12 protein-coding genes are annotated in these 12595 nt (G+C 35.1%); 3 read left to right on the forward strand and 9 right to left on the reverse strand.

The window, feature by feature from the left end; genetic code table 11:
• The 9 genes from EA412_06120 to EA412_06160 all read right to left on the reverse strand — a co-directional run.
• Positions 1-1605 (reverse strand): transketolase (locus EA412_06120; protein TVR79558.1); only part of this gene is annotated, 1605 nt, incomplete at its 3' end.
• A gap of 169 nt (positions 1606-1774) precedes the next feature.
• On the reverse strand, positions 1775-3121 hold the full coding sequence (gene accC, locus EA412_06125; GenBank protein TVR79559.1) for an acetyl-CoA carboxylase biotin carboxylase subunit: 1347 nt from the start codon (positions 3119-3121) through the stop codon (positions 1775-1777).
• 7 nt (positions 3122-3128) lie between these two features.
• A complete protein-coding gene (gene accB / locus EA412_06130) occupies positions 3129-3638 on the reverse strand; it encodes an acetyl-CoA carboxylase biotin carboxyl carrier protein (GenBank protein ID TVR79560.1) in 510 nt (169 codons plus the stop codon).
• 2 nt (positions 3639-3640) lie between these two features.
• Positions 3641-4207, reverse strand: a complete 567-nt coding sequence (gene efp, locus EA412_06135) for an elongation factor P (protein TVR79561.1) — start codon at positions 4205-4207, stop codon at positions 3641-3643.
• A gap of 65 nt (positions 4208-4272) precedes the next feature.
• On the reverse strand, positions 4273-5268 hold the full coding sequence (locus EA412_06140; GenBank protein ID TVR79562.1) for a ketoacyl-ACP synthase III: 996 nt from the start codon (positions 5266-5268) through the stop codon (positions 4273-4275).
• Between the two features lie 69 nt (positions 5269-5337).
• Complete coding sequence (locus EA412_06145; protein ID TVR79563.1) at positions 5338-5523, reverse strand: 50S ribosomal protein L32; 186 nt, start codon at positions 5521-5523, stop codon at positions 5338-5340.
• A gap of 6 nt (positions 5524-5529) precedes the next feature.
• Positions 5530-6138 carry a DUF177 domain-containing protein gene (locus EA412_06150; GenBank protein ID TVR79564.1) on the reverse strand — a complete coding sequence of 203 codons (609 nt, stop codon included), beginning with the start codon at positions 6136-6138 and terminating at the stop codon, positions 5530-5532.
• A gap of 10 nt (positions 6139-6148) precedes the next feature.
• A complete protein-coding gene (pdxA, locus tag EA412_06155; protein ID TVR79565.1) occupies positions 6149-7213 on the reverse strand; it encodes a 4-hydroxythreonine-4-phosphate dehydrogenase PdxA in 1065 nt (354 codons plus the stop codon).
• A gap of 15 nt (positions 7214-7228) precedes the next feature.
• A complete protein-coding gene (locus tag EA412_06160; GenBank protein ID TVR79566.1) occupies positions 7229-8659 on the reverse strand; it encodes a leucyl aminopeptidase family protein in 1431 nt (476 codons plus the stop codon).
• Positions 8660-8742: 83 nt separating this feature from the next.
• Between EA412_06160 and rsmA the strand changes: the two genes are divergently transcribed.
• The 3 genes from rsmA to EA412_06175 all read left to right on the forward strand — a co-directional run bounded on the left by rsmA (position 8743) and on the right by EA412_06175 (position 12531).
• A complete protein-coding gene (gene rsmA, locus EA412_06165; protein TVR79567.1) occupies positions 8743-9504 on the forward strand; it encodes a ribosomal RNA small subunit methyltransferase A in 762 nt (253 codons plus the stop codon).
• Positions 9491-10438, forward strand: a complete 948-nt coding sequence (locus EA412_06170) for a hypothetical protein (protein TVR79568.1) — start codon at positions 9491-9493, stop codon at positions 10436-10438. The genes rsmA and EA412_06170 overlap by 14 nt, the downstream gene beginning before the upstream one ends.
• A 170-nt stretch (positions 10439-10608) precedes the next feature.
• Complete coding sequence (locus EA412_06175; protein ID TVR79569.1) at positions 10609-12531, forward strand: T9SS C-terminal target domain-containing protein; 1923 nt, start codon at positions 10609-10611, stop codon at positions 12529-12531.
• Positions 12532-12595 lie beyond the last annotated feature (64 nt).

Here is a 12595-nt window from a genome sequence, read left to right on the forward strand (position 1 = left end):
ACCCTGCCCAATAATAGTAGCTTCTCTGATACCGGTATCGAATATTCTTAGTTCTCCATATTTTTCCTGAAGACCGGCAAAAGCCTGATTCACATCACCTATTTTACCTACATCTTCTCCAAAAGCAAAAATTCTCGGATCTCTATTTATATTTTCATCAAAACAAGCATTTAAAATCTCAAATCCATTAAGTGTTTTAGCATCTTCTTCGTAAACAGCTTCTTCGATTTCAATTTTAAGAGGAGATTCCTCTGATTCGCTGGTAAGGTGTGAATTATAGAGAAATTTATTTTCTTTTAGCAATTCTTCTAATAGCTCAGAAACGGATTGTCTTTCCGGGCTTTCAGTTTCACGGCTGAACCATAGCGCTTTCTTAAGATGAATTACAGCATCTTTACGTATGGGGTCCAGCATATTTTTTAGACTATCTGCCAACTCATTAATTTGAGATATAGCTGTCTTTTCACCAAGTTGAGAGATTCTTTGAACAGCTTCTTTTATTTGATTTTTTACAGGGCTAATGTATGCTTTCCAGGCTTCTTTTTTTGAAGTATTCACCATTTCGGCAGCTTCTGCATCGATTTTTGAAAGCTCATCTTCTTCAGCAATATTATTAGCTAAAATCCATTCTTTAAACTTTTTTATACAGTCAAACTCCTGTTCCCATTCAAGGCGTTTTTTTGATTTATATCTTTCGTGAGAACCGCTGGTAGAGTGTCCTTGTGGTTGAGTAACCTCAGTTATGTGAAAGATTGCAGGTATGTGAGTTTCTCTAACTTTTTTAATTCCTTCTGCATAAGTTTCGCATAGTGCTGCATAATCCCAGCCGTTAACTTTATAAATTTCAAAACCTTCACCTTTTTCATTAACTCTAAAACCTTCCAGTAAAGTAGATATATCTCCTTTTGTAGTTTGATATTTTTTTGGAACAGAAATTCCGTAACCGTCATCCCAGATAGAAATAGCTAACGGAGCTTTCAAAACTCCTGCTGCATTCACTGTTTCCCAAAACAAACCTTCGGAGGTACTGGCATCGCCTATGGTGCAGAAGCAAACCTCATTACCATTATTTGAAAAGCCGGTATCTTTTAACTCATCAGAAGCGCGGTATAATTTTGAAGCAAAAGACAAGCCTAAAGCACGTGTCATTTGACTGGCAGTGGGGGATGAGTCGGCAGAAGAATTTTTGATTTCAGTAAGATTTTTCCATAAACCATTTTCATCAAGACTTCTGGTGGAAAAGTGAGCATTCATTTGTCTGCCGGCAGAAAAGGGGTCATGTTCTAAATCCGGATTTGCATATAATTGAGCAAAAAACTGTTGAATATTTGCCATTTTAATTGCAAACATAAAGGTTTGATCTCTGTAATAACCACTGCGAAAATCTCCTTCTTGAAAGGCTTTGGCCATTGCAATCTGGGCTAATTCTTTGCCGTCTCCAAAAATTCCGAACTTCGCTTTTCCGGTAAGAACTTCTTTTCTTCCTCTTAAACTGGCTTCACGACTTTCTGCTGCTAATTTATAATCGTTTAATACTTCTGCTTTAAATTGTTCAAAAGTTAATTCATTATTTTTTAGCGTACTATCTTTCAAAGTTGAACTCATCTTATTGTATTTCTTTATCAAAACTATGTTAACCCCTTAATTCAAATTCCGGGAACTCAAATTTTATTTATTTCTCTTTTTTAGAAAAATAATTTCAGGCAAATATACAAAAAAAAGACCTCAGGAAAACTTCGAAAAGTTAATAGCTTGATAAGAAATTTAAAAAAAATTATGATTCGTCGTCCATTTTGAAATCATTCAGAAATCCCGTATTGAAATTTCCGGAAACAAAATTTTCGTTTCGCATTAATTTTTTGTGAAAAGGAATGGTAGTTTTGATTCCTTCTACTACAAATTCATCTAAGGCTCGTTTCATTTTTGCAATTGCCTCTTCTCTTGTCTGGGCTCTTACAATCAACTTTGCAATTAAAGAATCGTAATATGGAGGTATTACGTACCCTGCATAAACATGGGTGTCTACTCTGGTCCCATGCCCTTTACTGGTATGTAGGGAAGTGATTTTTCCCGGACTTGGGGCAAAGTTTTTATATGGGTCTTCTGCATTTATTCTGCATTCAATTGCATGCATGTGCGGATAATAAATCTTACCGGTTAATTTTACTCCGGCAGCAATTTTAATCTGTTCTTTAATCAAATCAAAATCTATAACTTCTTCTGTAACGGGATGCTCAACCTGAATACGGGTGTTCATTTCCATGAAGTAGAAGTTTCTGTGCTTATCTACCAGGAATTCTATAGTTCCGACACCTTCATAATTAATATAAGCAGCAGCTTTCATTGCAGCCTCACCCATTTTTTTCCGTAGTTTATCATCTAAAAAAGGAGATGGAGATTCTTCGACAAGTTTTTGATGTCTCCTTTGTATACTGCAATCTCTTTCAGATAAGTGGGTTACATTGCCATATTGGTCACCAACTATCTGAAATTCAATATGTCTGGGCTCTTCAAGATATTTTTCGAGATATATTCCGGCATTTCCAAAATTTGAATCTGCTTCTTTAGCGGCACTATCAAAAGCCTTTTCAAATTCTTTTTCGTTCCAGACTATACGCATTCCCTTTCCACCGCCGCCGGCTGTTGCTTTGAGAATTACCGGGAATCCGGTTTTTTTAGCCGTTTTTATCCCTTCTTTTAAATCTGTTATCAAACCATCTGACCCGGGTATTACAGGTACTTTTGCTGCTTTCATCGTATCTTTAGCGGTTACTTTATCACCCATTCTACGAATCATCTCTGCTGTTGGCCCGATAAATTTAATACCATATTCGGTACAAACTTCTGCAAAATTAGCATTTTCTGCCAGAAATCCGTAGCCCGGATGTATAGCATCTGCATTGGTTATTTCAGCAGCAGCCATAATATTGGGAATACTCAAATAAGACAAGGTAGATTTTGGAGGACCAATGCAAACAGCTTCATCAGCAAATTTTACATGCAAACTTTCTTTATCAGCTGTTGAATAAACAGCTACTGTTAGTATGCCCATTTCTCTGCAGGTTCTGATGATTCTCAGAGCAATTTCACCTCTGTTGGCAATTAAAATTTTCTTAAACATGTAAGGCTTACTTTTTAAGTGGCTCAATCAAAAAGAGAGGTTGTTCATATTCAACCGGAGATGCATCGTCAATTAAAATTTTTACAATTTTACCTTCAAACTCAGATTCGATTTCATTAAAAAGCTTCATGGCTTCTATTATACATAAAACAGAACCTTTTGAAATACTATCACCAACTTTGACAAAAGGATCTTTATCCGGTGATGATGCACGATAAAATGTACCAATCATTGGGGATTTTATCGTGATGTAATTATTTTCAGCAGCTTCTGCAGCCTTCTTTTCTTCCTGTGCTGCAGTTGTGTTTTCATTTGACTCCTGAGATACAGGATTCTCTTTATTTACAGGTGCAGGAGCTTGTATTTGCTGTTGCGGCTGATAAGCTACTGTTTGATTATTTTGAAATGCATCCGGCTTCGTTAAGCGGATTTTAAAGTCTTCTTTTTTGATAGATATTTCTGAAATTTCAGATTTACCAAATAGTTTAATTAGTTCTTGTATTTCTTTAAAGTCCATAGTTATTTTTTTACCCGTTCAACATAAGATTTGTCTCTGGTATCAATTTTAATTTTATCTCCTATTTCAACAAAAATAGGAACATTTATTTTAGCGCCGGTATCCAGGTTTGCCGGTTTTGTAACATTGGTTGCTGTATCTCCCTTTACACCCGGTTCTGTATATACTATTTCCATTTCCACAAAAGGAGGCAGTTCACAGGCAAGAGGCGTTTCTGTTTCAGCATGAAAAATTACTTCTACTTCTTGTCCTTCTTTTAGAAATTCCGGAGCATTAATCAGATTTTCCTGCAACGCTATTTGATCAAAACTTTCATTATTCATCAAGTGATAACCGGAATCGTCATTGTATAAATATTGAAAATGCCTTCTTTCTATTCTTGCAGTTGTGATTTTTGCACCTGAATTAAAAGTATGTTCAATATTTTTTTGAGTGGTAAGACTTTTTAACTTGGTTCTTACAAAAGCACCCCCTTTCCCCGGCTTCACGTGCTGAAATTCAATGATTTGATACAAATCATTGTTCATTTCTATGCAAAGTCCGTTTTTTATATCTGCTGTTGTAGCCATTTTTTTAAATATTTTTCTCTAATATAGATTTTTTATTTGAAATGTAAAAAGTTTTCTTGAAAGCTTTAGCTGTTGTAACTCCACTTGATATACATAGCACCCCATGTAAAACCCCCACCAAAAGCAGCTAAGACAATATTGTCGCCTTTGTTTAATTTATTTTCCCATTCCCAAAGACAAAGAGGGATAGTGGCATTTGTTGTGTTGCCATACTTTTCAATGTTAAGCATTACCTTAGACGAATCAAGTCCCATTCTTGAAGCTGTGGCGTCAATTATTCTTTTGTTGGCCTGATGCGGAACCAGCCAGTGTATATCTTCAGCTTTTAGATTGTTTCTTTTCATTATGATTTCACCGGCTTCAGCCATTTTTGTTACGGCAACTTTAAATACGGATTGACCGTCTTGAAATACATAGTGTTCTTCAGCCTCTACAGTTTCTTTTGTGGGTGGATGTAATGAACCCCCGGCTTTTTGGTGAAGGAAAACCCTTCCTGACCCGTCAGATTTCATGTATGCATCCTGAATTCCGGTTCCATCTTCTTCCGGTTCGAGCATTACTGCTGCCGCACCATCACCAAAAATGATACAAGTTTTCCGGTCTTTATAATTGATAATTGAAGACATTTTATCTGCTCCGACAACAATTATTTTTTTGTAGGTTTTGCTCTGAATAAATTGTGAAGCTGTATGTAAGGCGTAGATAAATCCTGAGCAAGCAGCATTTAAATCGTATCCAAATGCATTGGATAAGCCTGTTTTATCAGCAATAATATTTGCGGTTGCAGGAAAAGTCATATCACCGGTAACGGTGGCACATATTATTAATTCGACTTCTTCAGCAGCGGTATTCGTTTTTTTCAATAAACCGTTTACAGCATGCACTGCCATGTCGGAAGTAGCTTTGCCTTTCTCCTTTAAAATTCTTCTTTCTGCTATGCCGGTTCTAGATAGTATCCAATCTTCGGTGGTATCTACCATTTTTTCCAATTCAGCATTGGTAAGTTTTGTTTCCGGCAAGTAGCCATGAACTCCTGTGATCGCTGCTAACACATTATTCATGAATCAATTTTGGGTTAAAAAAAAGAAAGCAGGGCATATGACCTGCTTTAGGATTATATAGGAATTGATTTATGCAGAAATCTTAGGCTCCATTAATTGTTTGCCTCTGTAATATCCACATTCTCCGCATACGCGGTGAAATAAAACAGGTGCACCACAGTTAGAGCAAGAAACAACATTAGGGATTTCCGCTTTGTAATGCGTTCTTCTTTTATCTCTTCTTGTTTTAGATGTTTTTCTCTTCGGATGTGCCATTTTTACTTATTTTAAATTTAAATTTTTTAATTTATCCCATCTGGGGTCTTGAATTTTATTGTCTTTTTTTTGATTTAGTTTGTCTAAAACTTCTTTGTCACAGTTTTCATTTAAATTCGTTTCCTCGCAGTTTTTTTGCAAAGGTAAACTCAAAACTGAAAATTCATACATAATTTGAGTTAAATCTAAATAAGTATCTTGCTGCCCAATATAAATTATGTCCGGATCATCCTCCGGATTCTGCTCTCGAATACTTTCAAATTTAACGTATATATCCTGCCTGTAATGAACAGGCAAGTCAATTTTTTTTAAGCATCTGTCACAATCAGTTTTTACCGTTCCCTCTACATCTATCAACAAGTCAAACTGTGTGTCCCTTTTTTCAAAGGTCACAAAAACATTCAAATTTGATTCACCTATAGGCGAATTTTTGAAATGCTTAAAAAAATCATCTTTTATTTCAAAATTAAAATAATGCGTCCCCTTTTTCAGGCCCACAAATGGAATACTATATTGTCTTAACTCTTTATCCAAAACTACCTCCCTGAAAATAAGCACAAAGATACGTGTTAAATTGAAATTAACAAAATAAAAAACGGAAGCTGAAGCGCTAATATTTTAATATTTAGTTTTTCTCTTTGATTTTATCTGATTTTTTTAAGGGATTTGCAGTATTTTCATGATATTCATTTCTATTGTTAATGATATCTATAGCTTGAAATACAGCATTTCTGAAAGAGTCAGCTGAGGCCAAATTTTTTCCTGCAATATCATAGGCCGTTCCATGGTCTGGCGAGGTGCGCACAAATGGAAGTCCGGCCGTAAAGTTTACTCCGCTTCCGAATGATAGCGTTTTGAAAGGTACCAGCCCCTGATCATGATACATAGCCAGAATTCCATCAAATTTTTTAAAGACAGAAGCTCCAAAAAATCCATCTGCCGGAAATGGCCCAAATGTTAATATTCCGCTTTCAGTTGCTTTTTCAACAGCCGGAATAATTGTTTCTTTTTCTTCAGTGCCAATAGTACCCTCTTCACCTGCATGGGGATTTAAGCCCAAAACGGCTATCTTAGGCTTGATTATACCAAAGTCTATCATCAGACTTTGTTCCATTATTTTTAACTTTTGTAAAATTCTTTTGACAGTTACAGAAGAACCGGCATCTTTTAAGGCAACGTGATTGCTCAATAAACCGACTCTGATATTTTCACTTACCAGAAACATTAGAGATTCCTGAACATTTCCGGCTTTTTCAAGATATTCCGTATGTCCGCTAAAGTCCTTGTGAATAGCAGTTATTTTTTCTTTATTTATAGGTGCGGTTACTATGGCATTTATTTCATCGTTTTTTATAGCCTGAATTGCAGCATCAATAGATTGAAGAGCATATTTGCCGCTTTGTTCAGTAGGCTGACCAATAGTGATAACCGGATTGTCGTCCAGGCAATTGATTAGGTTTATTTGCTTGTGTTTTACGGATTTTAAATTGTCTATGTTGAAAATTTTGACATGTTGTAATTCCAGCATTTTTTTATGATAGTTCATCACTTTGGATGAACCAAAAATAACCGGTGTGCAATATTTTAACATTCTGTTATCAGAAAAAACTTTTAAAATCACTTCCGCACCTATTCCGTTAAAATCTCCTAAGGTTATACCTATGACCGGTAAATTAGAGTGTCTATTCATTTTTTTAAACTTTTTCTATTTTTTTAAATTGCTAAACATTTTTACAAATTCGTAAATGAGCCTAACCCCAAAGCCGGTTCCATTTTTACCCATATAGTTTAACTCTTTTAACAAAAATGAGGTTCCGGCAATGTCGTTGTGAATGTAAGGGTAATCTGTGAAATGTTCTAAAAATTTTCCGGCGGTAATAGCACCGGCATCAGGACCCCCAACATTTTTTAAGTCTGCCATATCAGATTTTAGCAGGTCTTTATATTCATCGAAAAAAGGAAATTCCCATACTTTTTCACCGGCTATTTTACTCGATTCTGCAAAAGCTAATTTTAAATCCAAAGGTGCATTACCCATGGTTACAGACGCAAATGGACCCAAGGCCATTTTGGCACTTCCGGTTAGCGTTGCAAAGTCTAAGACAAGCATTGGTTTGTATTTTTTTGCATAGGATAATGCATCTGCAAGTATAAGTCTGCCTTCAGCATCAGTATTTAAAACTTCAACACTGGTGCCATCAAACATTTTTATAACATCCCCCGGGGTAATTGCATTTTCTCCCGGTCTGTTATCTGTAGCCGGAATTAACCCAATAGTATAAACAGGTAGTTTCTCTTTTGCAATAGCATAAATGCCGGCTGCTACTACTGCCCCCCCTGCCATATCAGACTTCATCATATCCATTGAGTTTGCCGTTTGTTTTAAACTTAACCCCCCGGTATCATAAACAAGTCCTTTACCAACCAAAATAATAGGTTTTTTGTTGACGGCATTAGCCGGTTTCCATTCTAAAATATTAAAAGTAGGAGGATCCTGACTCCCTTTATTTACCGAGAGCAGTCCCCCCATTTTTAACTTTTCAAGTTCTTTTTTCCTGAGTATTTTTACCGAAACCTTTACTTTGCTTAAGTTTTCTTTAATCGAGTTACTGAATTCTTCAGCTGTCAGGTCAATTAAAGGTCTGTTTACCCAATCTCTGGCTAAAAATGTACTTTCTACTTTTGTATTCAGCTCATTTAATTTTTTTTCATCTATATTGGTATGATAAATGGAGATAGGTAAATTTACAGTAGTTTCTTTTTTGCTTTTGTAATTATTGAAAGTATAGGTTGAAAGTGCAAAGCCTTCCGTAAAGTAAAGTAGATCTTCAAAAGCAATATTTTCAGCACTACTAAGCGTAATCTCTTTTATTTGAAGCGTTTTTATAAATCGAAAACATTCATTTCCGCAGAGGCGTAAAGTCTGTGCAAAGTCCGTATTGTTTGATTTTTTGATTGGCTTAACTATTAATACCAGACTGCTTTCCAGATTTATTATATTAAATGTGTTATCTTTGTTAAAAGAGGCTAATGCTTTTTTTTCTTTGATTAAAGAATTAAGCTTGAAGTTGTCATCTGTAAGTATGATAGTCAGCTTATTACTAAAAAGCTTTTCTTTTTTTATTTGTTTTAGCATTATTTTTGTTTTCCACAAAGCTATTCAATTTAACTTAAAGTTTGAGGTCTTAGTGATAATCCCAATCATAATCAACCAATAATATGCAACTGAAAAAGTCATTGGGGCAACATTTTTTAAAGAATAAAAATATTGCTTCCCGTATAGTAAATGCTTTATACGAGGAAGCTGATGTTCCGGATCATATAGTAGAAATTGGACCCGGTTCGGGCATTTTAACTGATTTTTTGTACATAAAAGCCAAAAATCTTACACTGATTGAGTTGGATAAAAGACTAATCGAAAATTTAGAAAATAAATATCCGAAAGCCACAATTATACAGGCAGATGTCTTGCGCTATGACTGGAAAAAAATTCCGTCAGATCGATTTGCGGTAATTGGAAATTTCCCATACAATATATCCAGCCAAATAATTTTCAAAGTTTTAGAAAATTATAAAAGAATACCATATATGGTTGGTATGTTTCAAAAAGAAATGGCAAAAAGAGTATCATCGGGTCCCGGAAGTAAAGAATATGGAGTAATTAGTGTTTTGAGTCAATTTTATTACGAAACGCAGTACCTGTTTGATGTTGACAGGGGTGAGTTCACTCCTCCACCGGCAGTTCAATCAGGAATTTTGAAATTTTTTTTGAAAAATGATGCAACCATACCGGAAAATGTCAGTCTTATAAGAAGAATAGTTAAACAATCATTTAATCAAAGAAGAAAAACATTGAGAAATAGTTTAAAAAACATGATTCCTAAAGACATAATTACGGATGAGTTTTTTAATAAAAGACCGGAACAGCTATCTTTGAATGAATTTGTTGAATTAAGTAAGCGATTGGATGAAACGAATTAAGGTCTTAATAGCAGATAAACATTGTCCGGATGAGATTTTAGAAAAGTTAGAAGAAAAGCATTTTGAAACGATTCGGATAAAAGATAATAAAAGAGAAAGTTTAATTTCTGAAATTTTAGATAAAGAGGTGTTGGTTGTTAGCGGAGGAATTCAGGTTGATCGTACTTTGATAGAAAGAGCTAAAAAATTGAAACTCATCGTAAGAGCCGGGTCGGGTATGGAGATTATAGATACCCTTACAGCCGGAGAGTTTGGAATTGTTTGTCAGAATACTGCAGAAGGTAATGCTGATTCAGTAGCAGAGCATGCTTTGGGGATGATTTTAACACTTTTGCATAAGTTAAACAAAGCTGACAAAGAAGTCAAGAATTTTGAGTGGCAAAGAGAACCAAACAGAGGTGTTGAGTTTAGTAAAAAAACCTTGGGTATCATTGGATATGGAAACACAGGGATGAAGTTGGCAAAAAAAGTATCGGGTATGGACGTAAATGTGCTTGCTTATGATATCTTTAAACTGAACTTTTCAGATAAATATGCTAATGAAGCGAATCTGAATCAAATTTTCCGGGAAACGGATATATTAAGTATACATTTGCCTCTAACGGAAAAAACCAGATACATGATTGACGACAATTTTTTAGGCGAATTTCAAAAACCGATTTATTTGATAAATACTTCCAGAGGCGAGGTAGTTAGTTTGGAAAGTATAATTAAAGGGCTGGATAAAGGAATTTTAAAAGGTGCCGGATTAGATGTGTTGGAAAAGGAGAATCTGAGTATATTTAATATAGAAGAGAAGAAAATTTTTGAAAACCTGAGCAAAAGGGAAAATGTTATTTTAACACCTCATGTTGCCGGTTGGTCGGAAGAATCCAGATTTAAAATCGGCAATTCAGTACTGACAAGAATTTTAAAGTTTTTTGGTAGAGATTAATTATTTAACTTTTAATACACTTATAATTAATAAGTTGACAGTAAAATGTAGAGAAAAATATTTTGAAGTTTAGTTGAGACAGACTTTTTTTAAGTTTATAGTTTTTAAACTATTGTTAAAACTAAATTAATTTTTATAGTTTTGTTCAGTTAATTAAAAAAACAGTACGCATGAAAAAGATAGCATCTTTAGTATTAACACTATTTACAGTTTTTCAAATCAATGGTCAGTCAAACTTTTGTGCAACTGATTATTCAGATGAAATGTACGATTGGTTGAGGGAGTTTGTTCAAAATCCTGCGAATTTGCAGTTTAAAAGAAGCAGTGAACCAATTATGCTCCCTTTGCAAATACACATAGTTGGGAATGATATCGGAGACGGTTATTATTCTTCAAGAACATTATTAACGGTATTGTGTGAATTAAACGATTATTTTGATGATACAGGTTTTCGTTTCTATTTGCATGATGATGTAAATTATATTAATAGTACTTCATTATTTGTACATAGTTCTTCATTTGCTATTGCACCTTTGATTAATGCAACCAGAGCAGCAAATGCCATTAATATGTATTTTGTGCAGGATCCAAGTGGGGCATGCGGATATTATTCAGGAGGAGCTACTTCTCAGGGAGCTCTTGAGGAAGGGGGACTGGATTTTATGATGATAAACAGATCAAACAATTGTGCCGGACCTGGGAATATAACGATTGCTCATGAAATTGGGCACTACTTCTCTTTGCCCCATCCTTTCTTCAGATGGGAAGGTGGTAACGTTCCGGATAATCCTGAATACGTAACCAGAGACCCTGCTACCAGAAATTGTCATGAAACAGCTGATTTATTTTGTGATACAGATGCCGATTATTTTTATGAAAGATGGAGTGCTCCTTATAATTTTGCAGCTAATCCATTTGGTTTTGAATTAATAGATCCTTTGGGAGAGCCTATCGATCCGGATCCGACATTGATTATGGGATATGCTAATGAATCAGGAAATCCGTCTCCAAATCGCTTTTCAAATGAGCAAATGGCAGCAATGAATGGATTTTTAATGGCCAGAAGAACGAATTTGTTGCAACATCCGGAACCGGTTACTCAGGAGATTACTCAAACTGCAACTTTAGTTTCTCCTTCACAGGGAAGTACGGTTACAGCAAACTATGTAAATCTAAAATGGAACCATGTACCTAATGCAACACATTACAGTGTTCAGGTTGCTACAAATGTTGGTTTCACAAATTTACCGGTTGATACAATAGTATCTGACACTTCTTTGGTTGTTACAAATTTGGCACCGAATAATTCCAATTATCGCTTTAGAGTGACTCCATTTAATCAAACTTCTTTTTGTACAGAAGCTTCATCCATAACCACTTTTGCTACGGGAGGAGCTTCTCCAATATCTCCAAATTTAGTAACGAGATTTTGTGCTGATGAAACTTTAGGTTCAATTACTTTAAATCCTACAGGTGGAACGCCACCTTATCAATATGTATGGGCAGGAGGGTTTAGCGGAAATCAGGTTAGTAATCTTTTTCCGGGCAACTATAATGTAACCATACAGGATGCGGATGGTAACTCTTTACCATTAAGCATCGATTTATTCCCTTATGAACCATTAGAGTTAGAAGTATTGGTTGGTCCGGGTTTATTAGCTGCTGAAGTGAGTGGAGGCAAAGAGCCTTACTCTTATGAATGGTCAAATGGTTTTGTAGATAGAAAAATATTTGAATTGGATCAGGGTAGCTATACTGTTGAAGTTACTGATGCTACCGGTTGCACTATTTCCGGGCAAGCATCAATTACCGGAATACAGGAGCCGGGCGAAGAGTTTTCTAATGTACGTGTATATCCTAATCCTACCCAATCAACCGGAGTAGTATATGTAGTTTTTGAAACAATTTTAAATGTAGATGGTAAGCTTTCACTGTATAATAATCAGGGGCAGCAAATAATGGAACGAAATGTCTCAATAATAAGTGGTATGAACTCTGAGTCTATAACAATTGAAAATTTACCTCAGGGAGTATATATAATTAGGTTAGAAGCCGGGAACAGTATTATGAACAAACGATTAATTGTTTTGTAGGCTTGTGAATTTTAATAATTTCAATTAATTTCGAACTTAATTCATGTTAAGTTATATTTAAAAA

The sequence above is a fragment of the Chitinophagaceae bacterium genome (assembly GCA_007695095.1).
Classification (GTDB): domain Bacteria; phylum Bacteroidota; class Bacteroidia; order Chitinophagales; family REEL01; genus REEL01.